The following is a 24,877-nucleotide window of genomic DNA, read 5'->3' on the forward strand; positions in this document are numbered from 1 at the left end:
GCGAGTGCACGGGTTGCTGCCGAGCGCACGACCTCACAGCGCAGGAAGGTCGTGCGCTGGGGAGGAAGCCGTGCACTGGACGCACGTCGTGCCGTCGGCGGGGCGGGGAGGGGGCGGGGTCAGCGTCCGAGCACGGCGTCGAGGAGACGATCGGCGTCGCCCTCCCCGATGGGTTCGCGGCTGAGGGCGCGCACGATGACGGCGCCGATGAGCGCCTCCGCGATCTCCTCGACCGGAGCGCCGGGTGCGAGGTTGGGGGCCGTTCCGATGGCAGATCGCAGGCGCCCGACGAGCGACTCGGATCCCGTCAGGCTGTCGCGGAGCCGCCGCCCCGCATCGGCGTTCTCCGCCGCGGCCGCCACGAGCGAGCGCAGCAGGGTCTCGCCGTGCGGCTCGGCGAGCACCGTGAACACCGCCCGCAGCCACTCCGAGAGATCACGGCGGATGTCTCCGGTGTCGGAGAACAGCAGGCGGCCCGGGAGAATCTTCCCCTCGAGAAGGCATTCGGCGATGACCGCACCCTTGGAGGGCCACCACCGGTAGATCGTCTGTTTCCCCACCCCGGCCCGCGCGGCGATCCCCTCGACCGACAGGGCGTCGTAGCCGCGTTCCATCAACAGGTCGGCGGCCGCGTGGAGGATCGCCTGCCGGGCGGCTTCGCTGCGGACGGGGCCGCTTCGCGGGAGAGGCATCGGGCTCGCAATCGGAAAGACGAGACGGTCCGTGTTATCTTAGCTCCGCTTGTCGGAGTCGAGGGCGCCACCTCCCGGCGGCCCTCGCGAGTCGAAGGAACCGCATTGGCCGAGCTTCTCCATCGCCTGGGAACATTTGCCGCACGTCGCGCCTGGGCCGTGGTCATCGCGTGGGTCGCCCTGCTCGCGATTGCCGGCGGCGGCTTCGCGCTGGGCTTCAAGGGCCTGAGCTCGAGCTTCGACATCCCGGGCACCGCATCCGGGGCCGTCATCGAGGAGCTCGAGGAATCGCTTCCCGACTTCAGCGGAGCCTCCGGCACTGTCGTGTTCGCCACCGAAGACGGCAGCGCGCTCACCGACGATCAGCGCGCCGACATCGCGGCCCTCGTGGCATCCGCCGGCGACCTCCCGGATGTCGCGGATGTCATCGACCCGTTCGCCACCGAGCAGGAACTCGCCGATTCCCGGCAGCAGATCGAAGACGGGCGTGCGCAGCTCGCCGCGGGGCGTACGCAGGCAGAGTCCGGCCAGCAGCAGCTCGACGCCGGACGCGCCCAGCTGGATGCTGCCCAGGCGCAGCTGGACGCCGGCCGTGCGCAGCTCGACGCGGGGCGCGCACGGGCCGAGGCCGCCGGCCTCCCGACCACGCAGCTCGACGCCCAGGAGGCGCAGCTGGATGCGCAGCAGGCGCAGCTGGACGCCGGCCGCGCCGCACTGGACGCGCAGCAGCAGGAGCTGACCGACGCTCTCGCGACGATCGCCCAGCAGGAGGCCGAACTCGAACGCGGCGCCGAACTGCTGTCGTTCGCCGACGAGATCCGGCTGGTGTCGGAGGACGGCGCCACCGCCCTCGTGAACGTCTCCTTCACCGAGCCGCGCCTGGAGCTTCCGGAAAGCTCCAAGCAGGCGGTCATGACGCATTTCCGCTCCGAGCCCATCGACGGCGTCGACGTCTCGTTCTCCACCGACATCTCGCAGGGAGTGCCGCAGATCCTCGGCGTCGGTGAAGCCGTCGGCGTCGTGATCGCCGGCGTCGTGCTGGTCGTGGTGCTCGGCTCGCTGCTGGCGGCGGCCTTCCCCATCGTCACGGCGTTGACCGGCGTGGGGATCGGAGCACTCGCGACGCTGTCGTTCTCGGGCGTCGTGCAGATGGCGTCGGTCACCCCCATTCTCGGCGTCATGCTGGGGCTCGCCGTCGGCATCGACTACTCGCTGTTCATCCTGTACCGCCACCGCCGCCAGCTGCTGCAGGGGGCCGAGGTCGTCGAATCCATCGGCCTGGCCAACGGCACCGCCGGTAACGCGGTCGTCTTCGCGGGCACGACGGTGATCGTCGCCCTCCTCGCCCTCAACATCACCGGCATCCCGTTCCTGGGGCTCATGGGCACCGCGGGGGCGGCCAGCGTGCTCATCGCCGTGCTCATCGCCGTGACGCTCACCCCGGCGCTCCTCGGGCTCGCCGGCAGGCGGGTGCTCGGGCGCCGGGCGCGCGCCCGGCTCGCCCACGCGGCGTCGGCCGAGGCCGGGAGCAGTCGGCAGCGGCCGCGCGGGCGTGCCGTGCAGCCGATGTCGACCGTTCGCGCCGTGACCACGACGCTCCTGGCCGTGGTGCTGCTGCTCGTGGTCGCGATCCCTGCCATCTCGATGCGCCTCGGGCTTCCCGACGGCGGATCGGAGGCGGCCGACTCGCCGGCCTACCGCGCGTACACCGCCACGGAGGAGGCGTTCGGCGAGGGGGTCAACGGCCCGCTGCTGGTCACCGCATCCCTTCCCGAGGGCCTCGACGACACCGAGGTGCAGGACGCGCAGCTCACCGTTGCACGTGAACTCGCCGCGCAGGAGGACGTCGTCGCCGTCGCCCCGGTCGCCATCGCCGAAGACTCCTCGGTCGCCGCGTTCCAGGTCGTGCCCGCCGAGGGGCCGAACAGCGCGTCGACCGAGCGCCTGGTCCGCGATCTGCGCTCGCTCCCTCCCGTCGACGGAGACATCGAGCTGGGCGTTGCCGGGCAGGCCGCGATCAACATCGACATCTCCGAGGGCCTCGCCGACGTCCTGCCGCTGTACCTCGCCGTGGTCGTGGGGCTGTCGTTCCTCATCATGGTGATGGTGTTCCGCTCGATCCTCGTGCCGCTGCTGGCGACGGGTGGGTTCGTGCTCTCCCTGTTCGCGACCTTCGGCGCGGTGACCGCGGTGTTCCAGTGGGGGTGGCTCGGCGACCTGTTCGGCATCCACAACCCGGGCCCGATCCTCAGCTTCCTGCCGGTCATCCTCGTGGGCATCCTCTTCGGCCTGGCGATGGACTACCAGCTGTTCCTGGCGACGGGGATGCGGGAGGCCTACGTGCACGGCGCTTCGGCGCGCCTCGCTGTCGCGCAGGGATTCCGCGCGGGCCGCACCGTCGTCATCGCCGCGGCGCTCATCATGATCTCCGTCTTCGGCGGGTTCGTCACGAGCGAGTCGGTGATCATCAAGTCGATGGGCTTCGGGCTGGCGCTCGGGGTGCTCCTGGACGCGATCGTCGTACGGATGCTGCTGGTGCCGGCCGTCATGCACCTCCTCGGCCGGTCGGCATGGTGGCTCCCGCGGTGGCTGGACCGCATCATCCCGAACGTCGACGTGGAGGGCGCGGCTCTCGAACGGCGGCACGCTCCGCACGCCGCGGTCTGACCCACCGCTTCACAGCGCCCTTGTAGCCGGCCGCCGTAGTGTGCCGGGCATGCCCGGATCGCTCGACGAGCAGCAGATCACCGTGTCCGGCACCGCTCTTCGAGCGATGCGCGACGAGTTCCAGCGGTTCCTCATGGAGTACCGCTTCGGCCTGGCGGAGGTGGAGACGAAGATCTCGATCCTCCGTGAGGAGTTCCAGGAGATGCACGCGTACAACCCCATCGAGCATGTCTCGAGCCGCGTGAAATCGCCCGACAGCCTGGTCGAGAAGGTCCAGCGCAAGGGCATCGACCCCGACTTCCCCTCGGTGCGCGCGGCGGTGACCGACATCGCCGGCATCCGCATCACGTGCAGTTTCGTCGGGGACGCCTACCGGTTGTTCGACCTGCTCACCCAGCAGGACGACATCACGGTGCTGAGCGTGAAGGACTACATCGCCTCGCCCAAACCCAACGGGTACAAGAGTCTGCACGCCATCGTGGAGGTGCCGGTCTTCCTGTCCACCGGTCGCGTGGCCGTCCCCGTCGAGGTGCAGTTCCGCACCATCGCGATGGACTTCTGGGCGAGCCTGGAGCACAAGATCTACTACAAGTACGACCGCCAGGTGCCCGACGAGCTGCTCGCGCACCTCAAGGAGGCTGCCGACACCGCCGCGGAACTCGACACCCGCATGGAGGGGTTGCACCGCCAGATCCGCGGTCCCGCAGCGCCCGGGGTCGTCGCGCTCTAACAGCCCCCGGCCCCCCGGCCCCGGCCCGGCCCCGGCCCGCCCGCCGCCCTGTGCGCACCCCGCCCGCCCGCCCCTCGTCGCGTGCACAACTGCGGATCTGCGGGGCGACACGCCGTCGTCGGCGCCCGCATCCGGCGTGTCGGCCAGGATCTCCGCGGTTGTGCACGCGGCGATCGGCGAAGGCTCCGGCCGCGCGCGCGAGAATGGGCGCATGACGGATGCGGCGGCGGAACTCGACGCGGCCGCCGCTGCGCTCTACGGCCTTCCACCGGCGGAGTTCACCGCCGCCCGGAACGCCCGGGCGGCCGCGGTGACCGGCGCCCTCGCCAAGAACATCAAGGCGCTGCGGAAGCCCTCGGTCGCGGCCTGGGCGGTGAACCTCCTCGTGCGCGACGGGCAGCTCGCCGAGGCCGTCGAACTGTCACAGGCACTGCACGAGGCGCAGGACGACCTGGATGCGCCGGAGCTGGCGAAGCTCGGCCGTCAGCGCCGCGCCCTCGTCGGGGGGCTCGCGCGCCGCGCCGCCGCCCTGGCCGAGGAGGCGGGCACCGCCCTCAGCCGCGCCGTGCTCGAGGAGGTCGAAGTCACCATCAACGCCGCAATCGTGGATGCTGCGGCCGGGGCCGCGATCCTCACCGGGCGGCTCGTCCGAACGGTGCACGCCGATGGTACCGATGCGGCCGACCTCGCGGACGCGGTGGCGGGGTCGGTCCCGGGAGTGCCCGACCGACCCGCGCCGGCGCGGGACGACCTCGCCGCCCGCCGCGCGCGGAAGGCCGCCGAAGCAGCCGCGCGGGACGCCGACCGTGCCGCATCCGAAGCCGACCGCGAAGCGGCGCGCCTCGAGGGGAAGCTCGCCAAGGCCCGTGAACGCGCCGATCTGCTCCACGAGCGCGTGAACGACCTCCGCGCAGAGCTCGCGCGCATCGAACGTGACGCGGATGCCGCGGACGAGAAGGTCGGGAACCTGGAGGACGAGCACACGGATGCCCGCGACCGGGCCAAGGCCGCCGCCCGCGCCGCCGAGCGCGCCCGCGCGGTGCTCGAACCGGTCGAGTGACGGCTCATCCTCGCAAGGAGTGCGGCGTCCGGGTCATCGGGACCGGCCCCGTAAAATCGGAGCGTGGACTTCTCCCTCGTCATCACGCCCGACCTGATCGCCGTCTTTCTCACCCTGTTCGTGCTGGAGGTCGTGCTGGGCGTCGACAACGTGATCTTCATCTCCATCCTCGCCTCCAAGCTCCCCGCCGCGCAGCAGGCGCGGGCGCGGAATCTCGGCCTCACGCTGGCCATGGTCATGCGGGTGGGGCTGGTGTTCCTGGCGGGCTGGATCATCACCCTCACGAACGACATCGTCCGATTCGGCGACCTCGGATTCTCCGTCAAAGACTTCATCCTGATCCTGGGCGGCCTCTTCCTCGTGTACAAGGCGGTCCACGAGATCCACCAGAAGCTCGAGGGGGCTGAGGAGCACGCGCAATCCGGCGGCGGGACGGCGACGTTCGGCTCGGTGCTCCTGCAGATCCTCGCCCTCGACCTCGTGTTCTCCCTGGACTCCGTGATCACCGCGGTCGGCATGACCACCAACATGATCGTCATCATCACCGCCGTCGTGCTCTCGTTCGGCATCATGCTCTTCGCGTCGCGCTTCATCTTCGGCTTCGTCAACAAGCACCCCACGGTGAAGATGCTCGCGCTGTCCTTCCTCCTCCTCATCGGTGTCTTCCTCATCGCAGAGGGCTTCGGGCTGCACATCGACAAGGCGCTCATCTACGGCCCCATGGCCTTCGCCGTGTTCGTGGAGGCGTTGAACCTTGCCGCGGCCGCGCGACGCGCCAAACGCGCTCCCGAGGCGCCGGTGACGCTCCGGCCGCGCTACCCCGACGTCGACGAGTCGATCGCTGTCGCGGCCGCCACCGCCCGGGGGCCCCAGGCGGGCGCGGTGGGCCTGTCGCGGCGGCCGGTGGAGGGCGACGGCCCGCACGAAGACCGGGCCGGCCTCGGCTAGGAATGCCATGACGGATGCGGCCGCCGAGGTGGAGGCGCTGCTCGCGCGCGCCCGCACCCGACTGGAGGATGCTCCCCGGGAGGCGCTGGGCGAGCTGCGGACACCCCGCCGCATCCTCGGCATCTCGCGCTCCCCGCGCATCGTGAGGGTGGGGGAGGCCTGGCACCTCGGTGTGCTCCTCCTCACAGCCGACGCGGTGCTCGCGACCGGGGAGGTCGTCCGTGCGCGTGCCGAGGCCGTCCGCGGCTTCACGGCGGAGTCGCAGCGCGCCCGTGCGGCGCTGGCTGCCGCCGCCAGCCGCGGCGGGTTCGCCGAGGGGGAGACCGCGCACGTGGGGTGGGTGCCGCTGGAGCTGTCGATGCTGTCTGAGCGCACGTCCCCGCTCGCGGTGCGCGAGGGCGTGCCGTCGGTGCGGTGGAGCGCCGCCGCCGGTTACGTCCCGCTCGCGGCCTATCTCGACGAGCGCGTCGCCCTGCTGCGTCAGCCACCCGACCGCGCATAGTGGGCGGGGGGTCCGCGGTCAACGCCCAGGCGCGCTTTTTCTGCTGCCGTATCGTTGGGCCGTGCAGGTATGGCCAGGATCCAGTTATCCCCTCGGGGCGACGTTCGACGGCAACGGAACGAACTTCGCCCTTTTCAGTGAAGGAGCAGAGCGTGTCGAGCTCTGCCTCTTCGGAGACGGCGGAGAGGAGACGCGGGTCGACCTCGTGGACGTCGACGCCTACGTGTGGCACGCGTACCTCCCGAACGTCCAGCCGGGGCAGCGCTACGGGTACCGCGTGCACGGGCCGAACGATCCCGAGAACGGGCAGCGGTTCAACCCGAACAAGCTGCTCCTGGACCCGTACGCGAAGGCCGTCGACGGCCAGGTGCAGTGGGGTCAGGCAGTGTTCGGTTACAACTTCGGCGACCCCGACTCGCGCAACGACGAGGACTCCGCCGCCGCCATGATGAAGGGCGTCGTCGTGAGCCCCTTCTTCGACTGGAGCGGTGACCGTCAGCCCAAGACGCCGTATGCCGAGTCGTTCATCTACGAGGCGCACGTGAAGGGGCTCACCGAGCTGCACCCCGCCGTGCCCGAAGAGCTCCGCGGCACCTACAGCGGCGTCGCCCACCCGGCGATCATCGAGCACCTCCAGAAGCTCGGCGTGACCGCCATCGAACTCATGCCGGTGCACCAGTTCGTCAACGACTCGACGCTGCAGGAGAAGGGGCTGTCGAACTACTGGGGCTACAACACCATCGCGTTCTTCGCCCCGCAGAACACCTACACCGCCTCGGGCGCCCACGGCCAGCAGGTGCAGGAGTTCAAGGCGATGGTCAAAGCCCTGCACGCCGCCGGCATCGAAGTGATCCTCGACGTGGTCTACAACCACACCGCCGAGGGCAACCACATGGGCCCCACCCTGTCGATGCGCGGCATCGACAACGAGGCGTACTACCGCCTCGAGCAGGACGACAAGCGGTATTACACCGACTACACCGGCACGGGAAACAGCCTGAACGCCGGCAACCCGCACACGCTGCAGCTCATCATGGACTCGCTGCGGTACTGGGTGCTCGAGATGCACGTCGACGGCTTCCGGTTCGACCTGGCCTCCACCCTCGCGCGGGAGTTCTATGAGGTCGACCGTCTCGCGACCTTCTTCGAGCTGGTGCAGCAGGACCCGGTGGTCTCACAGGTCAAGCTCATCGCCGAGCCCTGGGACGTCGGTCCCGGCGGTTACCAGGTCGGAAACTTCCCTCCGCAGTGGACGGAGTGGAACGGCAAGTACCGCGACACCGTCCGCGACTTCTGGCGCGGCGAGCCGCAGGCGCTCGGCGAATTCGCCTCCCGGCTGACCGGGTCGGCCGACCTGTACGAGCACTCCGGGCGTCGCCCCGTGGCATCCATCAACTTCGTCACCGCCCACGACGGATTCACGCTGCGCGACCTCGTGTCGTACAACGACAAGCACAATGACGCCAACGGCGAAGACAACAACGACGGTGAGTCCCACAACCGCTCCGACAACATGGGAGTGGAAGGTCCCACCGATGACCCGGGGATCCTCGGTGCCCGCGCCCGCCAGCAGCGGAACTTCATCGCGACGCTGCTCCTGAGTCAGGGCGTGCCGATGCTCCTGCACGGCGACGAGATGGGTCGCACGCAGGGCGGCAACAACAACGGCTATGCGCAGGACAACGAGATCACGTGGGTCGACTGGGAGAACGTCGATCAGCCGCTGATCGAGTTCACCGCCGCGCTGTCGCGCCTGCGCAAGGAGCACCCGACATTCCGCCGGGGGCGCTTCTTCAACGGCCGCCCGGTCAAGATGGAGGAGGGCGCGCCGATGCCCGACGTCGTCTGGCTGCGCCCGGACGGGTCGGTCATGCAGCCGGAGGACTGGGACTCGGGATTCGGGCGCGCGATCGGCGTCTTCCTCAACGGGCAGGGCATCCGCGAGCGGGACCGCCGCGGCGAGCAGATCGCCGACCGGCACTTCATCGTGCTCTTCAACGCCGGCGACGAGGCGGTGGAGTTCCACGTCCCCGATGTGAAGTTCAGCCCGGAATGGGACGTGCTCGTGGACACCGCGGGCGAGCTGGCCAACACCGAGCCGGTCGAGCCAGGTGCCGCGTTGACGCTCGCGGGCAAGTCGCTCGTGGTGCTGTGCGAACACGACCTTCCCGAGCCCGAGGTCGACCACTCCGTCGCCGCCTCGTTGACCGCGCAGGTGGCCGCCTCCACGACCGAAGACATCCCCGCGCACGCCCCCAAGCCGGAACTCTGATGACGCGCAGCCCGCTCTCCACGTACCGCCTGCAGATCCGCCGTTCGTTCGACCTGGATGCGGCGGCCGAGGTCACCGCGTATCTCCGCGACCTCGGTGTGTCGTGGGCGTACCTGTCGCCGCTGCTGCGCGCGACCCCGGGATCCGACCATGGGTACGACGTCGTCGACGTCACCGTCGTCGACCCCGAACGCGGCGGCCCGGAGGGGCTCGCTCGGTTCGCGGCATCCGCCCGCGCCCAAGACCTCGGCATCCTCGTCGATATCGTCCCCAACCACATGGGCATCTCCGAGCCGCGGGAGAACCCGTGGTGGTGGGATGTGCTGCGGCTCGGCCGCGAGTCGGTGCACGCCGAGGCGTTCGACATCGACTGGGAGTACGGCGACGGACGCGTGCGCGTGCCGATCCTGGGCGCATCGCTTGACGAGGTGCTCGCCGCGGGAGACCTCGTCATCGACACGACGCCCGCCGACGACGCCCCCTCGGGGTTGCTGCGGTACTTCGACCACGCATTCCCCCTCGCCCCCGGGTCGGTCGACGACGCGGGCCCGACGGCAGGGTCGGCGGCCGCGTGGACCGACCCCGACGTCGTACGGGCGGTGCTCGAGCGCCAGAACTTCGAACTGCGCTTCTGGCGCGACGAGGCCGCCGAGCTGAACTACCGCCGATTCTTCGCCGTCACGACCCTTGCCGGGGTTCGCGTGGAGCTGCCGGAGGTGTTCGAGGCCACCCACGCCGAGATCCTTCGCTGGGTGCGGGAGGGCCTGGCCGACGGGCTCCGGGTCGACCACCCCGACGGCCTGCTCGACCCGGGCGGCTACCTCGAGCAGCTCGCCGCCGCGAGCGGCGACGTGTACGTCCTGGTCGAGAAGATCCTCGAGCACGGCGAGGCCCTGCCGGGCTGGTGGCGCACCGACGGCACCACCGGGTACGACGCACTGAGCGAGATCGGCCGCGTGCTCACCGACCCGGTCGGCGAGCAGGGCCTCGACGCGCTGGACGCGCGCCTGCGCACGCAGACGGGACTCCCGGCCGCATCCGGCTGGCACGACCTCATCCACGACACCAAGCGCATGATCGCCGACACCATCCAGGTGGCTGAGATCCGGCGACTGATCCGCGGACTCCCCGCGCCCGTCGGGCAGCGCGACCGCGCTGAGCTGCAGGATGCGCTCGCCGAACTCCTCGCCTGCTTCCCCGTCTACCGCTCCTACCTGCCGGCCGGGCGCGAGCACCTCGACGCCGCTGCGGCCGAGGCCTCCGGTCGTCGACCCGACCTCGCCGAGGCGATCGCGGGTCTCGTGCCCGTGCTGGCCGACCCGTCGCTGGAGGTGGCGCGCCGGTTCCAGCAGACCACGGGTCCGGTGATGGCCAAGGGCGTGGAGGACACCGCGTTCTACCGCTACACGCGGCTGGGCTCGCTCACCGAGGTGGGCGGCGATCCCTCCCAGTTCGCGCTCCCGATCGCCGGCTTCCACGCCGCCCAGGCCGCGCGCCAGGCGTCGTGGCCGCACGCGATGACCACGCTCTCCACGCACGACACCAAGCGCGGTGAAGACGTGCGGGCGCGCCTGGCGGTGCTGGCGGAGATGCCCGAGCGTTGGGCCCGCGTGCTGGAGGAGTTCCGCACGGTCGCCACCACCGGGCACGGCCCCTTCGACGCGCTGCTGTGGCAGGCGATCGTGGGCGCGTGGCCGGCATCGCCGGAGCGGCTGCACGCGTACGCGGAGAAGGCGGCGCGCGAGGCGGCCGAGGCCACCGGGTGGTGGGATCCGGTCGAGGCGTTCGAATCCGCGATGCACGCGGTCGTGGATGCCGCAACCGGGCACGCCGCGGAACTGGTCGGGGGCTTCGCGGACGAGATCTCCGCGCCCGGATGGGTGAACGGCCTCTCGCAGAAGCTGCTCCAGCTGGCTGCCCCCGGCGTGCCGGACGTGTACCAGGGTTCGGAGCTGTGGGAGCTGTCGCTCGTCGACCCCGACAATCGACGGGCGGTCGACTTCGCCCAGCGCGCCGCGATGCTCGCCGAGATCGACGCCGGCTTCGCGCAGGGCGACCTGCCGGCGGTCGACGCCACGGGCGCCGCGAAGCTGCTGATCACCTCCCGTACGCTGCGGCTGCGTCGCGACCGTCCCGAGCTGTTCACGCGCTACACGCCGATGACGGTCGTCGGCGAAGCATCCCGGCATGCGATCGCGTTCGACCGCGGCGGGGCGCTCGCCGTGGCGACGCGCCTGCCGCTGGGCCTCGAGCGCCGCGGAGGATGGGGCGACACCGCGCTGCTGCGCGCCGCCGGTCCTGCGGTCGACGCCTTCACGGGTCGCCGCTACGACGCCGGGACGGTTCCCCTGGCCGAACTGCTCTCTGTCTACCCCGTGGCCCTGCTGGTTCCGGAGGGCTGACATGGCATCGTTCGCACGACATCCCGTCGAGCGAACGACCTGACAACGTTGAAACGTCGTGCACGGGGTGGGACCCCGTGCCTTCGCAGAAGGAGTGACGGATGACGATCGAGGTGTGGGCGCCCCGCGCGGAGCGCGTGCGGATGCGGCGGCTGGAGGCCGACGGGACGACGGTCGTGGGCGAGATCGAGCTGCGCCGCGACCCGGCAGGGTCGGGCCGGTGGTCCGCGGATGTCGACCTGGCCGACGGCGAGCGGTACGGGTTCGTCCTGGGCGACTCCGACGACCTGCGGCCCGATCCCCGCTCGCGGCGCCAGCCCGAGGGCGTTCATGCCGCCTCGGCGTGGTTCGAGCACCGCGGGTTCGCGTGGACCGATGACGCCTGGACGGGGCGGCAGCTGGCGGGCGGTCTCATCTACGAGCTGCACATCGGCACGTTCACGCCCGAGGGAACCCTGGACGCGGCGACCGGGAAGCTCGACCACCTCGTCGACCTCGGCGTCACGCACGTAGAACTGCTGCCGGTCAACGGTTTCAACGGCGTCTGGAACTGGGGCTACGACGGCGTGCTCTGGTACACCGTCCACGAGGCCTACGGCGGACCGGAGGCCTACCAGCGCTTCGTGGATGCCGCGCACGCGGCCGGGCTCGCCGTCATCCAGGACGTCGTCTACAACCACCTCGGCCCCAGCGGCAACTACCTGCCCGAGTTCGGAGAGTACCTGCGCAGCGGCAGCCGCAACACGTGGGGAGACTCGGTCAACCTCGACGAGGACGGCGTGCGCTCCTACATCATCGACAACGCGCTGATGTGGATGAGCGACTACCACGTCGACGGCCTGCGCCTGGACGCCGTGCACGCGCTTCACGACGAACGCCCCACCCACATCCTCCGTGAGATCGCCGAGGCCACCGACGCGCTGTCGGCGCACCTCGGCCGCCCGCTCACCACGATCGCCGAGTCGGACATGAACGATCCGAAGCTCATCCTCCCGCGCGAGGCAGGCGGCTACGGCCTCACCGCGCAGTGGAGCGATGACTGGCACCACGCCGTGCACGTCGCCGTCAGCGGCGAGACCGCCGGGTACTACGAGGACTTCGCCGATCCGGCCGCCTTCGTCAAGGTATCCACGAGCGGGTTCTTCCACGACGGAACGTACTCGTCGTTCCGCGGAGGCGACCACGGCTTCCCCATCCCGCCCGAGGTGCCCGCGTGGCGCCTGGTGACCTTCGCGCAGGACCACGACCAGATCGGCAACCGGGCGACCGGTGACCGGCTGTCGCAGAACCTCCCGTACGGCCGCCTGGCCGTGACGGCCGTTCTCACCCTCACCGCCCCGAGCACCCCGATGCTCTTCATGGGCGAGGAGTGGGGAGCGAGCACTCCGTGGCAGTTCTTCACCTCTCACCCCGAACCCGAGTTGGGCGAGGCCACCGCGAAGGGCCGCATCGAGGAGTTCGAGAAGATGGGGTGGGACGAGTCGGTCGTGCCCGACCCGCAGGATCCCGACACCTTCAGCCGATCCGCGCTGGATTGGGCCGAAGCATCCCGCGGTGACCACCGTCGCCTGCTGCAGCTGTACCGCGACCTGGCCCGCCTCCGCCGCGAGCGGCCCGAACTCACCGACCCGCAGTGGTCGGCGCGGTCGGCCGCCGTCGGCGAGGCGGGGCACGGGCGGACGTACCGCTATACCAGCGGTGGCCTGACGGTATTCGCCAACCTCACCGACACGCCCGCCGACTCGCCGGTGGCTCCGGATGCGGTCGTGCTGCTGGCCACCGACGGGGCGACGATCAGCGACACCGCCGAACCCGGGGGACGCACCGTCACCATCCCCCCGGACTCGGCCGTGGTGGTCGGCGCGGCGCTCTAAACCTCGCCGGCGTCGAGGCCGTCGCCCTGCCGGACACGTCGTTCGTCATCCAGCGGGGGATCTTCGACGACGTCGGCCGGGTCGAGCGGACGCTCGTCATCGGGGAGGACGCCGGCTCCGGGCTCGTCCGGATCGGCCGGGCGGTCCTCATCCGCCGGTTCGTGCTCCAGTGGCGCGTCGGATGCGGGAAGGCCGTTCGACATGACTGCTCCTTGCTGTCGGGGTCCGGTGGTCGACGTTAGCCGCACCGCGAGCGTCGGGCAGGGCCTTGTGCACGAGCGGCAACCCTGACCCGGCCCGCGGGCCGTCGCGCGAACACGCCGGCGGTGGTGTCAACCCGGGGACGGCCCCGAGTTCGGCCCGTACCGTCGTCCCATGCGCACCGGAACTGGGCCCACCGACCTCCTGCGACAGGTCGTGGTGATCTCGGCGGTCTCCTTCATGCTGGTGGCGGCGATGCTCGGCACGGGACTCCTGGGCGGTACGCCCATCCAGGACGTGCAGGGCGGGGCACTGGATTCGGATGCCTCGTACCTGGCACCGGCAGGACCGGCGTTCTCGATCTGGTCGGTGATCTACGTCGGCCTCATCGCCTACGGGGTGTGGCAGGCGCTTCCGCGGCAGCGCGCAGATCCGCGGCAGCGCGAGATCGGGTGGCTCATCGCGCTCACCGCCGTGCTCAACGGCCTGTGGCTGGTGGCCGCGCAGTTCTGGACGCTGCCGCTCACGGTGATCGTGATCATCCTGCTCCTGATCGCGCTCGGCATCACGTTCCGCGTCGCGGTCGCCACCCGCATCCCCGGAGGCGGCGCGCTGGATTCCGTGCTCGTCGACGGCGTCACGGGCCTCCACCTGGGGTGGGTGAGCCTTGCCACGGTCGCCAACACGTCGGCGTGGTTGACCCAGACGGTGCCGCGGGAGTGGGGCGAGTACGCGGCGGCCTTCGGCATCGCGGTGCTCGTGGTCGTCGGCATCATCGGACTCGCCGTCGCCTGGGCCAGCGAGTGGCGGGTGACCCCGGGCCTGGCGATCGGGTGGGGTGCGGTGTGGGTCGGGGTCGGGCGCCTGTCCGGCGAGCCGGAGAACAGCGCGATCGGCGTCACTGCGATCGTCGTCGCGGCCGTCGTGGTGGTGATTCCGCTCGCCGTCGCGGGCCTGCGCGTTCTCCGCCCGCAGGGCGACTGACCCGCCCGGGTCAGGCGGTCGCGGTGCGCGCGAACTGCTCGAGCAGTGCCGCGGGCTGGGTCACGGAGGCCGCGAGCACGCGGGCCGCGAGCTCCTCGAACTGGTCGGCCGGAAAGTACCCGTCGAGGCGGTAGATGGCCATCCGCTCGGTGAAGGCCTTCGGTGTCGGCTCCGGGTGGAACTGCGTCGCGTACAGGCGGTCGCCCACCCGGTAGGCCTGCACGGGACAGGCGTCGTTCTCGGCCAGCAGCACGCCGTCGGGGGGAACGGCCGCCGTCCCCTCCTTGTGCGCGGTGAGCGCGGTGAACGGGCTGGACAGCCCTCCGAACAGTGCGTCCGCACGCCCCGCGTCGGTGAGGCGGATCGTGGTGGGCCCGGTGTCTTCGGGGAACTCGCGTGAGACGTGGCCCCCCAGCATCCGCGTCACGACGCCGATGCCGTAGCACGTGAACAGGGCGGTGGTGCGGGATGCAGCGGCCTCCGCCGCGATCCGCTCGAGGCCCGATTCGACACGGCGCTGCTCCTCCGACTTCTCGGAATCCGGATCGGTGAGGTTGAACGGACTTCCCCCGACGACGAAGCCGGCGAAGCGTTCGAACACATCCGGCGGGAGGTCGTCGCGCACGAGGTCGAGGAGGGCGAGCCGGTTCCCATCGAGCTGCATGCCCTCCCGGAACGAGGCGTATTCCGCGTCGGCGGCTGCGCGCTGCGGGCGTGCGCAGACGTAGAGCAGGGGGAGAGTCACCACGCGAGTCTAGGGGCGCGCGCGCCGCCCGCATGCCGGGGTGTGCTCGGCGCCCGCACCGAGGAGAATGAGCGCATGGCAGCGCGGTCGGACCGGTACGTACGCGGATGGCTGCTCGCCGCCGACGCGGGCGCCGCCGCCGCGGTGGCCGAGGTGGCCGACCGCCTCGGCTGGGATGCGGTGACCGAGCCGCTGACCGAGGGGCCGGCAGGGACGCGCACCGCACCTCCCGAGGGTCCGCGTTTCGCCGAGCCGCTCCGGGTGGGGCTCACCGCCCGGCCAGGGAGTCGCCCCGTGGACGCGGTGGATGTCGTGCGGGCGCTCGCGGGCCGCTCTGATGTGTGGCTCGACGACCGCCGCGGGTTGCACGGCTAAGTCAGCGGGACGAGTTCGCCGTCCGCCCGCGGACGATGCCGGCGAAGGTCTGCACGTCGGGACTGTCGGCATCCCGCGGCCAGGCGAGCGCGATCGTCGATTCCGGGCCGCCGCGAAGCGGACGGTGGGTCACATCACGACGGGCATACTGGCGGGCCAGCGACATCGGCACGATCACCACGCCCACGCCGGCGGCGACGGTCTCGATCGCGTCCGCAGTCGTTTCGGGGGGCGCGAACGCGGGGGCGCGCACGCCGGGGAGGTCGGCGGACAGGACGTCGTCACGCGGAACGATGACGACCTCACCCGTCAGATCGGCCGGATCGAGCTCGTCTGCGGCGGTGAGGTGCGACTCGGCGGGAACGACCGCCACGGGCACCTCGGTGTACAGCGGGATGACATGCAGGTCATCGTCCTCGAGCGGGAGCCGCACGAGTGCCGCATCCACGCTGCGGTCGGTCAGCATCCGGTGCTGGTCGGCGACGGCGACGGGGACGAGTTCCAGGGGCACCGCGGGCATCCGTTCCGCCCACATCGCGATCCATTTCCCCGGTGTGGCTCCGGGTACCACGCCCAGCCGGAAGGTGCGGGGGTCCTCTGGCGCCGGTGGGGCCGGCGTCGCCTGCGCGCGCGACCCTGCTGCGGGGCGCGTTGACGATCCGCCCCGTGGGGCGCTCGGGCGTGCCGATCCGCCGTTCTTCGTCACTCGGCGGCCGCCGCGCGGTGCGCGGGGCGCGCGCGAACTCCCGCTTCTGGCCATGTCGTCAGCGTAGCCGCCGCGTGGTGCCCGTCGCGTGGTTGAGTCAGGCCGCCAAGCGGAGACCGCGCCGGTCGGTGGCGACGGTCTCGCCGTCGGGGACGCTCTCATCGTCGCGGATCAGCGAGCCCACGGCCACCCGCGCCTGCGTGCCGATGTGCGCGCGTACGCCGATCGTGGCACCCGCGCCGACGGCGGCACCGGATCCGATGTGCGCGTGCGGGGCGATGCGTGCCTGGGGTCCGATCACCGCGTCCGACTCGACCCACGCGCCACGACCGATCTGGGCACCCTCGGCCACCTGGGCGCCGGGCTCGATGTACGCCCCGGCTTCCACGAGCGCGCTGGGGTGGACCTTCGCTCCGTGCGCGATCAGGCCACGACCGTTGACGTGCTTGCGGTAGCGCAGCGTCTCGCCTCGGTCGTTCTCGATGTCGATGTAGTTCTTACCCACGTTCTCCTCCGGCAGCGCCACTCGGCGCCGACACTTATCGCAACGATTCGCTTCCTGCTTTCATTCCCGCGCATGGTCGTTCCAACGCATGATCGTCCCGGTCGTGCGTTCAGCCGGCCTGACAGACGGGGCACCAGAACACGTTGCGCTCGCTGGTCTCCGTGGCTCCTAGCGAACCGGCCCGGATGATCGCGCCGCATCGCCGGCAGGGCTTGCCCTCCCGGCGATAGACCCAGGTCCGCCGGCCGGGTCGCGTGTCGCCGGTGAACGTGCGGCCCGCCCGCGTGAGGTTGGCCCGGATCATCCGCACGCCGACGTCCAGAAGCGCCGGTGCGTCGACCTCGGTGGCCGGGCGGGTGGGCGGGATGCCGCGGACGAACAGCATCTCGTTGGCGTACTCGTTGCCGAAACCCGCCACGTTGCGCTGGTCGAGGAGCGCGACGTGCGTCGCCCGCGGGTCGCTCCCCAGCCGGCGTGCCGCCTCGGGCGCATCCCACTCGGGGCCGAGCGGATCGGGCCCGAGATGGCCGACGACGCGCTCCTCGTCGGCGGTGGGGAGCACCTCCACCAGCGCCAGGTCGAACCCGACGGTCGTGGCTCGAGCGGTCCCGACGATGGCCCGGGCCGAGTACGACGGGCGGTGCCAGCGATCCCCTGGCCGGTACACGTCCCACCGCCCTTCCATCTTCAGGTGGGAGTGCAGCGTCCAGGCGCCGATGCGCTCGAGGAGGTGCTTCCCCCGGGGAACGATCGATTCGACCCGTTCGCCGCGCAGATCCGCGGTGGCGCTGCGTGGCACGCGCACCTCGAAGCGCGTCACCTCCTCGCCCACCAGGGCCGCGGACAGTCGCTGGGCCGTCCGGTGGACGGTATCGCCCTCAGGCACGCGCGGCCTCCCGGAGCGCGTCACCGGCGGTGAGCCGGCGGAGCGTGAGCCCGCGAGGGGACTCGACGAACCCGGCGTCGCGCAAGGCCCGCCCGACCGCTGTCCCGTACACGAACGCACCATTGACCTGCTCGATCGTGAGGGTGTCCAGCCGTCGCTTGCGCGCGGTCGCGGCGAGGTCGCGGGTGGCGGCGGCAAGGCGCTCCTCGTCGTCGGTGAACGCCAGGGCGGTGCGGCCCCCTCGCTCGAGGTACAGCGCGATCGCGCCGTCCACCAGCACGACGAGCCCGCCGGCCTTTCGTCCGGGGCGGTGCGTCACGCCCTCGATGCCGGGCCAGGCCAGCGCGGCGCCGTACGGATTGGCGGGGTCGGTGGCCGCGAGCGTCACGGCGCCCAGCGGCGCCGGGTCGGGGAGTCCCGCGAACTCGCGCAGCCGGTCGACGGTCGTGGATGCGGCGAACTGGGCGGCGCCGAGCTTCTCGATCACGTACCCCCGGCGGCAATGGCCGGCCTCTTCGAAGCCCGACAGGATGCGGTACACCTGCGCGAATCCGCCCGGGACGCCCTCGGACTGCACGGCCCCGCGGGTGACGACGCCGTACCGGTCGAGCAGCAGGCTCGCCGTCGCGGTCGCTCGCAGCGCCCGATCCGCTTCGGAGACGGGCAGCAGCGACCAGCGCCCCCCGATGGCCGGGGGCCGAGGCGGAGCGGAGGCACGCGGCAGCGCGGCGGAGCGGTACATCCGTGCGCGGGGGGTCTTGCGCGCCACCCGGTGCGATTGCCCGCCGCCGCCGACCAGGGTGCGCACGGGGGCGAACGTGTCATTGGTCACCCGGCCCGCCCACGTGAGGGCCCACAGCGCTTCGATGACCGACTGCTCGTTCTCGGCGTCGGTGAGCGACCGCAGCTGGGCGGCGAAGTAGGCGCCGCCGGCAGCCAGCGCCTCCAGCAGCCGCGCCTCGAGTCCGCCCGGAGCGATCTCGTCCTCCGGCTCGGTCAGGGTCAGCGGGGCGGCGTCGGCGGGATGCAGCGCGATCCAGCCGTCTCGGCCCGGGAGCGTCCCCTGCCCCGACCACACCACCTCACCCGTCGCGGTGAGTTCGTCGAGCATCGCGGGGGTGTAGTCGGCCACGCGTGCCGGGAGGATGAGTGACTCCCACGCGCTCGCCGGAATCGGCACTCCCGCGAGTTGCTCGACGACGGCGGCGACTCCGTCGATGCCTTCGAGGGGCCGGGTCACGTGCTGCCAGACGGGGAGGAACCGGGCGTACGCCTCCGGCGACACCGGCTCGACGCTGCCTCGGATGGCGGCGAGGGAGCGCATGCGCAGGCGCCGCAGCACCTCGGAGTCGCACCACTCGGTGTCGTCCCCCGACGCGGTGGAGCTCGCGGAATCGGTCGAGGGAAGGAAGAAGCCGCTGGCGACCCGGCCCTGCGACTCCAGGCGCTGCAGCGTCAGCCGCGCCACGGCTACGCCGATCCCCAGTCGCTCGGCGACCGCGGCGGCGGGGAACGGGCCGTGCGTGCGGGCGTGCCGGGCGACGAGGTCGCCGAGGGGATCGGCGACCGGCTCGAGGAAGGCGTTGGGCAGCCCCACGGGAAGAGCGGCGCCGAGCGCGTCGCGCAGGCGGCCGGCGTCCTCGATCGCCGCGACGCGAGCGATTCCGGCGATGGTCACGGGGATCGCGCGGCGGTCGTCGATGAGCCGCTGGAGGTGCCCCGCCGCCTCCAGCGCCGCATCGCTCTCGCCGTCTAGTCGCTCGGCGACCTCTGCGGCATCGAGCGGTCCGAGCACGCGCAGGAGGTCGGCGACCCCCTCCACGCCGCGGGCGCGGCGCTCGGGATCGAGCCGCTGCACCTCGCGCTCGAACTGCGCGAGGACGTCGGGATCGAGGAGCTCCCGCATCTCGACCTTGCCCAGGAGCTCGCCGAGAAGGGCGGGGTCGACCGAGAGTGCGGCGGCCCGGCGCTCGGCCAGCGGAGAATCCCCCTCGTACATGAACGCGCCGACGTAGCCGAACAGCAGGTCGCGCGCATACGGCGACGGCTGGGAGGTCGTGGTCTCCACGAGGCGGATGCGGCGCTCGCCGATGCTGCGCGCGATCCGCAGGAGGGCGGGCAGGTCGTAGACGTCCTGCAGCACCTCGCGCAGCGTCTCGAGGATGATCGGGAAGGTCGGGTGCCGCCGGGCGACCTCGAGGAGCTGCGCCGACCGCTGCCGCTGCTGCCACAGCGGCGCGCGACGGTTGGGGTTCAGCCGCGGCAGCAGCAGGGCACGTGCGGCGCACTCGCGGAAGCGCGAGGCGAACAGCGCCGACCCGCCCACCTCGTCGGTGACGATCTGCTCGAGCTCGTCGGGTTCGAAGACGAAGAGGTCGGCGCCGGGCGGTTCGGCCGCCGCATCCGGTACTCGCGCGATGATGCCGTCGTCGCTGGCGACTGCCGCGCCCTCGACACCGAGCCGCTCGCGGATGCGGGCGTTCACGGCCAGCGCCCACGGCGAGTGCACCTGCATGCCGTACGGGGAATGGAGGATGATCCGCCAGTCGCCGACCTCGTCGCGGCTGCGTTCGACGGTGAGGGTGCGGTCGGTCGGGAGAGTCCCGGTCGCTTCCCGCTGCTCGGCGAGGTAGGAGAGGAGGTTGCTGACGGCGTTGTCGTCCAGGCCGGATCCGCGGAGGCGCTCCTGGGCCTTCTCCGGGGCGGCCGTCGACACGTCGCGGGAGAACTTGCCGAGCGCCTCGCCCAGTTCGGCGGGTCGTCCGATGCCGTCGCCGTGCCAGAACGGCACCTTTCCGGGCTGCCCGAACGCGGGAACGACGTTCACGCGGTCATGGGTGATCTCCACGATCCGCCAACTCGTGGTGCCGAGCGTGAACACGTCGTTGACGCGGGACTCGTAGACCATCTCCTCGTCGAGCTCGCCCACCCGGGCGTTCTGCGACTCGCCCGCGACGAACACCGCGAACAGTCCGCGGTCGGGGATGGTGCCTCCGCTGGTCACCGCCACGCGCTGCGCCCCGGGGCGGCCCGTCAGCGTGCCCGCATCGCGATCCCACACCACGCGGGGGCGCAGCTCGGCGAACTCGTCGGACGGGTAGCGCCCCGCGAGGAGGTCGAGCGTCGCCTCGAACGCCGACCGGGGGAGCGAGCGGAAGGGCGCGCTGCGTTTGACGGTGTCGAACCAGCCCTCGACGTCGATCGCCCCGAGCGCTGCCGCGGCGACCGTCTGCTGCGCGAGGATGTCGAGCGGATTCTGCGGCACGGCGATCGCCTCGATGCGACCGGCGAGCATGCGCTCGGTCACCACCGCGGTGTGCAGCACGTCGCTGCGATGCTTCGGGAAGAGTGCTGCACGACTGACTTCGCCCACCTGGTGGCCTGCGCGACCGACGCGCTGGAGGCCGGACGCGGCGCTCGGCGGCGCCTCCACCTGGATGACCAGATCGACCGCACCCATATCGATGCCGAGTTCGAGGCTGCTGGTGGCCACGACGCAGCGGAGCGTCCCCGACTTCAGCTCGTCTTCGACCTGGGCGCGCTGCTCCTTCGATACCGAGCCGTGGTGCGCTTTGGCGAGGATCGCCGGGGCTCCGGCGTTGGCGCCGGCCTGCGCCATCATGGCTGCCGGTACGGTCGGCTCGGGCAGGTCGATGCCGAGACGTTCGGCGTAGATCTCGTTGAGACGTCCGGTCAGCCGCTCGGCGAGGCGTCGCGAGTTGGAGAACACGATGGTGGAGCGATGCTGCAGGATGCGGTCGACGATCGCCTCCTCCACGTGCGGCCACACCGATCCGGTGACCTCGGTGTTCTCGGCGAACCAGTCCTCGCCGGCGTCGGCGGGGGGTGCCTGGGTGCCCGGGGGCGGGGGAGGGTTGAGCATGTCGTCGACGGGGACGATCACCTGCAGGTCGTAGGCCTTCGTCGCACGCGGGGCCACGATGTCGACCGGTTGCGCGCCCCCGAGGAACCGTGCGACCTCGTCGATGGGGCGGACCGTGGCCGACAGGCCGATGCGCTGCGCGGGGACGTGGTCGCGCCCCTCGGCGTCGGCTGCCCCTCGTCGGAGCGCGTCGAGGCGCTCGAGACTCACCGCGAGGTGGGCGCCGCGCTTGGTGGCGGCCACGGCGTGCACCTCGTCGACGATCACGGTGTGCACGTCGCGGAGGGTGTCGCCGGCCTGGCTGGTGAGCATCAGGTACAGCGACTCGGGCGTGGTGATGAGGATGTCGGGTGGTGAGGTGACGAGCTTGCGCCGGTCGGAGGAGGTCGTGTCACCGGAGCGCACCCCGACGGAGAGGGCGGGGACTTCGAGGCCGAGGCGACGCGCCGAATGCCCGATCCCCACCAGCGGCGAGCGGAGGTTCCGCTCGACGTCGACGCCGAGGGCCTTCAGCGGGGAGATGTAGAGGACGCGCGTTCCGCGTCGGGGGGCGGCCGCAGCGCGCCGTCTTCCCCGCCCGGGCGGCGGCGCCGGCTCGGCCACGGGAGTCTCCCGGAACACCCGGTCGATGGCCCACAGGAACGCCGACAGCGTCTTGCCCGATCCGGTAGGAGCCACCACCAGCGCGTGGCGGCCGGCGGAGATGGCGTCCCACGCGCCGACCTGCGCGTGGGTGGGCGCGGCGAACGCGCCACGGAACCAGTCCTGGGTGGCAGGGCTGAACCGCTCGAGCACGTCGCTCACCCCTCCATCCTCTCCCGTCCCGCCGACACCGGCTCGGGCTTGACGCGCCCGGCCCGCGCCGGTGACTCCGTCGCGTGGGGGAGGTGCGCGGCTGCTCCTCGTCATAGCGTCGGAGCATGACAGGACGCACGGGTGACCACTCGCGGGGATGGGCGTGGTTCGGCGGCATCGCCCTGGGCGCTGCGCTGGGCGTCACCTTCGGGCTGACCCAGGACAACGCGGCGCTGGGGATGGGGCTGGGCGCCTCGTTCGGGCTCACCTTCGCGCTGCTGTTCAGCGCAGCCTCGCCGGGCTCCCGTGCGGGCGGAGACGACGGCGGCGGAGCGGCGTCCGCCATCGATGGCGACGGGTCGGCCGCCTCGGCGGACTGATCTCCCGGTGCCCCGGGCACTCCGCGGCGCCGCAGTAGCAGCCCCGCTCCTCACCTCACCCGGGGATCGGCGGCTGCGCGGTGTTCATCGGGATGTCGTGTTCTCGAGCAGCGCGCGAGCCAGCGCGTCAGGGTGAGTGAGGAGTGCTTCGTGGGTACCGGGCACCATGATCGGCTCGACGCCGAGGCGGGCGGCGAGTTCGGCGCCGGGAGCGGCCAGGCCCCGGTCGCGCTCGGCAAGCAGGTAGGTGATCGGCACGCCCAGGGTGTCCAGTCCATCGACGTCCAGGGTTTCCAGGACGTAGCCGCCGGGCTGGGGCGTCAGCTGATCGAACACGAGTCTCTGCAACTCTTCCGGCTCGTCCTGCATCAGCCGGTCGCGGAACATGTCGAAATCCATGCCGATCGTGCCGTCCGGTGCCGCCTCGACCGTGGCGCGGATCCACGCGGCCAGATCGGGACCGAGCGCGTCGGCCATCGCTTCACCACGACGGGGGATGAAGGCGCTGAAGAACGCGAGGTGCGCGAGCCGGTCGGCGATGCGGGGGGCAGCGCCGGTGATCGGAATGCCGGCGAGGCTGTGACCGACGAGCACCACATCGTGGAGATCACGTCGTTCCACCTCGTGCACGATGTGGTCCACGGCATCCGCCAGGTGAAGTCCGGTCGGATCGTCGCCCATCGCGAGACCCGGCAACGTCAAGGGGTACACCGAATGACCGGCGGCCCGAACCCGCTGCCCTACGGGGTACCAGCACCATCCAGCGTGATTCACGCCGGGAACGAAGACGAAATTCATGGCGGGAGCGTACGCCATCGACCCGTGACGGAGACGTGCCGTCCCGTACAGACCCTTCCACGGCTGTAGCGGCCGCTACCACGCCCGCGGCCCCCGGACCGTCAGGGGGCAGTGTCTTCCAGGCGCTTCGTGAGGAAGGCGTGCACGTCGGCGAGCTCCTGCGCCGAAACGCTGTGCGTGAGCCCTGGATAGACGCGTCCGGTGAGCTCGGCATGGGCGGGCAGCCAGTCCACGGTATGGGCGACGAGGGGCTCGGGGATGACGTCGTCACGGGTTCCGCGTCCCCAGAAGACCGGCGGCTTGCGCGCGGCAAGGGCCGGGTCTCCCGGGAGCGCGCCGGGTGTCGCGTATCCCGACAGGTTCACTGCGAAAGCGAACCGCTCGGGATCCAGCCGCATCGCCTGCAGTGCCACCGCGGCGCCCTGCGAGAACCCGAGCAGTCCCACGCGTGCGGCACCGGCCGCAGCATCCACCCACTCGACCACTCCCGCCGCGGCCGCTGTCACCGCCGACGCGTCGCGACCGGCCAAGCCCTCGATGGGATACCAGGAGTACCCCGGCGACGGCCACGGCGGGGCCAACGGCGCCCGCACGGCGGCGAAGACGAATGCGTCGGGAAGGTGCTCCGTCAACGCGAACAGGTCGCGTTCGTCGGCCCCGTACCCGTGGAGCAGGACCAGCACGGGGCGGTCGGCGCGTTCCGCGGGTGGGGTGCTCCAGACGACGAGGTCGGCGTCGATTCGCGGCGTGTCGCTCATGCGGACCATCCTTCCAGGCTGCGCCGAAGCCGGAACATCCGTCCCGGATCAGCGCGATTTCGCGGCGGGTTGGTATACAGGGAGCATGCCTGTGCGCACCCCGGATCCCCACCCCGCCGACGGCAACGACGACGACGCGAACGGTGAGCCGCTCGGCTCGCCGTTCGACTCCGGCTCCGCGGGGGGACCGGCCGGCAATCCCGGGTGGCTGAGCGACGTCGAGCTCGTCGAGATCCGCCGGCGGATGCCGATCCTCTACGTCGAGGCGGTGCCGGTGCGCACCGACGGCATGGGTGCGGTCGTCCAGGTGGGCATCCTCCTGCGCTCGACACCGATAGGCGAGATGAGTCGCACCATCGTGTCGGGTCGCGTCAGGTACGGCGAGACGGTGCGTGACGCGCTCTTCCGCCACCTCGAGAACGACCTCGGGCCCATGGCGTTCCCGACGCTGCCGCCACAGCCGACCCCGTTCACGGTGGCGGAGTACTTCCCGCTGCCGGGGATGACCGCATTCCACGACGACCGCCAGCACGCCGTGTCGCTCGCCTTCGTGGTGCCCGTGTCCGGGACCTGCGAGCCGCGGCAGGATGCGCTCGAGGTGACGTGGCTCTCGCCCGAGGAAGCGTCCTCCGACGCGCTCGCCGGCGAGATGGAGGGCGGCCGCGGCACCCTCATCCGCCTGGCGCTCGCGAGCGTCGGCGCGCTGCGCTGATC

21 protein-coding genes are annotated in these 24,877 nt (G+C 71.6%); 12 read left to right on the forward strand and 9 right to left on the reverse strand.

Features of this window, described 5'->3' with window-relative positions; translation table 11 throughout:
- Positions 1-119: 119 nt before the first annotated feature.
- Positions 120-692, reverse strand: coding sequence for a TetR/AcrR family transcriptional regulator (locus tag AC2DFQ_RS08645; protein ID WP_484533608.1), 573 nt, complete (start codon positions 690-692; stop codon positions 120-122).
- A 105-nt stretch (positions 693-797) separates the two neighbouring features.
- Here AC2DFQ_RS08645 and AC2DFQ_RS08650 point away from each other — a divergent pair, with 105 nt between their 5' ends.
- The 8 genes from AC2DFQ_RS08650 to treZ all read left to right on the forward strand — a co-directional run bounded on the left by AC2DFQ_RS08650 (position 798) and on the right by treZ (position 13,147).
- On the forward strand, positions 798-3,359 hold the full coding sequence (locus tag AC2DFQ_RS08650) for an MMPL family transporter (RefSeq protein ID WP_484533609.1): 2,562 nt from the start codon (positions 798-800) through the stop codon (positions 3,357-3,359).
- Positions 3,360-3,408: 49 nt separating this feature from the next.
- The gene (locus tag AC2DFQ_RS08655) at positions 3,409-4,089 is read left to right on the forward strand and encodes a GTP pyrophosphokinase (protein WP_484510336.1); all 681 of its coding nucleotides are present in this window, start codon (positions 3,409-3,411) and stop codon (positions 4,087-4,089) included.
- Positions 4,090-4,300: 211 nt separating this feature from the next.
- A complete protein-coding gene (locus tag AC2DFQ_RS08660) occupies positions 4,301-5,149 on the forward strand; it encodes a transposase (protein WP_484533610.1) in 849 nt (282 codons plus the stop codon).
- Between the two features lie 63 nt (positions 5,150-5,212).
- Positions 5,213-6,097: a TerC family protein gene (locus tag AC2DFQ_RS08665; protein ID WP_484510338.1), complete on the forward strand. Its 885-nt coding sequence runs from the start codon at positions 5,213-5,215 to the stop codon at positions 6,095-6,097.
- A 7-nt stretch (positions 6,098-6,104) separates the two neighbouring features.
- A complete protein-coding gene (locus AC2DFQ_RS08670; protein WP_484533611.1) occupies positions 6,105-6,599 on the forward strand; it encodes a glutaminase in 495 nt (164 codons plus the stop codon).
- Between the two features lie 61 nt (positions 6,600-6,660).
- The gene (glgX, locus tag AC2DFQ_RS08675; RefSeq protein WP_484533612.1) at positions 6,661-8,871 is read left to right on the forward strand and encodes a glycogen debranching protein GlgX; all 2,211 of its coding nucleotides are present in this window, start codon (positions 6,661-6,663) and stop codon (positions 8,869-8,871) included.
- A complete protein-coding gene (gene treY / locus AC2DFQ_RS08680) occupies positions 8,871-11,273 on the forward strand; it encodes a malto-oligosyltrehalose synthase (protein WP_484533613.1) in 2,403 nt (800 codons plus the stop codon). Before glgX ends, treY begins: the two co-directional genes overlap by 1 nt.
- 101 nt (positions 11,274-11,374) lie before the next feature.
- On the forward strand, positions 11,375-13,147 hold the full coding sequence (gene treZ, locus AC2DFQ_RS08685; protein ID WP_484533614.1) for a malto-oligosyltrehalose trehalohydrolase: 1,773 nt from the start codon (positions 11,375-11,377) through the stop codon (positions 13,145-13,147).
- Here the strand turns inward: treZ and AC2DFQ_RS08690 are convergent.
- The gene (locus tag AC2DFQ_RS08690) at positions 13,144-13,350 is read right to left on the reverse strand and encodes a hypothetical protein (protein WP_484533615.1); all 207 of its coding nucleotides are present in this window, start codon (positions 13,348-13,350) and stop codon (positions 13,144-13,146) included. The two genes, treZ and AC2DFQ_RS08690, sit on opposite strands and share 4 nt — an antisense overlap.
- 172 nt (positions 13,351-13,522) lie before the next feature.
- Between AC2DFQ_RS08690 and AC2DFQ_RS08695 the strand changes: the two genes are divergently transcribed.
- Complete coding sequence (locus AC2DFQ_RS08695) at positions 13,523-14,332, forward strand: tryptophan-rich sensory protein (protein ID WP_484533616.1); 810 nt, start codon at positions 13,523-13,525, stop codon at positions 14,330-14,332.
- Positions 14,333-14,342: 10 nt separating this feature from the next.
- On the opposite strand, the gene AC2DFQ_RS08700 is transcribed toward AC2DFQ_RS08695, so the two are convergent.
- On the reverse strand, positions 14,343-15,080 hold the full coding sequence (locus tag AC2DFQ_RS08700) for a glutamine amidotransferase-related protein (RefSeq protein ID WP_484533617.1): 738 nt from the start codon (positions 15,078-15,080) through the stop codon (positions 14,343-14,345).
- A gap of 72 nt (positions 15,081-15,152) precedes the next feature.
- Here AC2DFQ_RS08700 and AC2DFQ_RS08705 point away from each other — a divergent pair, with 72 nt between their 5' ends.
- A complete protein-coding gene (locus AC2DFQ_RS08705) occupies positions 15,153-15,452 on the forward strand; it encodes a hypothetical protein (protein WP_484510346.1) in 300 nt (99 codons plus the stop codon).
- A gap of 1 nt (position 15,453) precedes the next feature.
- On the opposite strand, the gene AC2DFQ_RS08710 is transcribed toward AC2DFQ_RS08705, so the two are convergent.
- The 4 genes from AC2DFQ_RS08710 to AC2DFQ_RS08725 form a co-directional block, all read right to left on the reverse strand.
- Entirely contained in the window at positions 15,454-16,029 is a 576-nt protein-coding gene (locus AC2DFQ_RS08710) for a LysR substrate-binding domain-containing protein (protein WP_484533841.1), read from the reverse strand.
- Between the two features lie 226 nt (positions 16,030-16,255).
- Complete coding sequence (locus tag AC2DFQ_RS08715; protein WP_484510618.1) at positions 16,256-16,663, reverse strand: LbetaH domain-containing protein; 408 nt, start codon at positions 16,661-16,663, stop codon at positions 16,256-16,258.
- 109 nt (positions 16,664-16,772) lie between these two features.
- Positions 16,773-17,549 (reverse strand): DNA-formamidopyrimidine glycosylase family protein, encoded by a 777-nt coding sequence (locus AC2DFQ_RS08720; protein ID WP_484533618.1) that lies wholly within the window; start codon positions 17,547-17,549, stop codon positions 16,773-16,775.
- Complete coding sequence (locus tag AC2DFQ_RS08725) at positions 17,542-22,236, reverse strand: ATP-dependent helicase (RefSeq protein ID WP_484533619.1); 4,695 nt, start codon at positions 22,234-22,236, stop codon at positions 17,542-17,544. Before AC2DFQ_RS08725 ends, AC2DFQ_RS08720 begins: the two co-directional genes overlap by 8 nt.
- A gap of 116 nt (positions 22,237-22,352) precedes the next feature.
- Here AC2DFQ_RS08725 and AC2DFQ_RS08730 point away from each other — a divergent pair, with 116 nt between their 5' ends.
- Positions 22,353-22,607 (forward strand): hypothetical protein, encoded by a 255-nt coding sequence (locus tag AC2DFQ_RS08730; protein ID WP_484533620.1) that lies wholly within the window; start codon positions 22,353-22,355, stop codon positions 22,605-22,607.
- Between the two features lie 84 nt (positions 22,608-22,691).
- On the opposite strand, the gene AC2DFQ_RS08735 is transcribed toward AC2DFQ_RS08730, so the two are convergent.
- Together AC2DFQ_RS08735 and AC2DFQ_RS08740 are read right to left on the reverse strand one after the other, a co-directional pair.
- Complete coding sequence (locus AC2DFQ_RS08735) at positions 22,692-23,405, reverse strand: alpha/beta hydrolase family protein (protein ID WP_484510350.1); 714 nt, start codon at positions 23,403-23,405, stop codon at positions 22,692-22,694.
- A 101-nt stretch (positions 23,406-23,506) separates the two neighbouring features.
- On the reverse strand, positions 23,507-24,163 hold the full coding sequence (locus AC2DFQ_RS08740) for an alpha/beta hydrolase (RefSeq protein WP_484533621.1): 657 nt from the start codon (positions 24,161-24,163) through the stop codon (positions 23,507-23,509).
- Between the two features lie 85 nt (positions 24,164-24,248).
- Here AC2DFQ_RS08740 and AC2DFQ_RS08745 point away from each other — a divergent pair, with 85 nt between their 5' ends.
- A complete protein-coding gene (locus AC2DFQ_RS08745) occupies positions 24,249-24,875 on the forward strand; it encodes an NUDIX hydrolase family protein (RefSeq protein WP_484533622.1) in 627 nt (208 codons plus the stop codon).
- The last annotated feature ends 2 nt before the right edge of the window (positions 24,876-24,877 follow it).

This window comes from Microbacterium sp. Z11_20 (assembly GCF_057197605.1).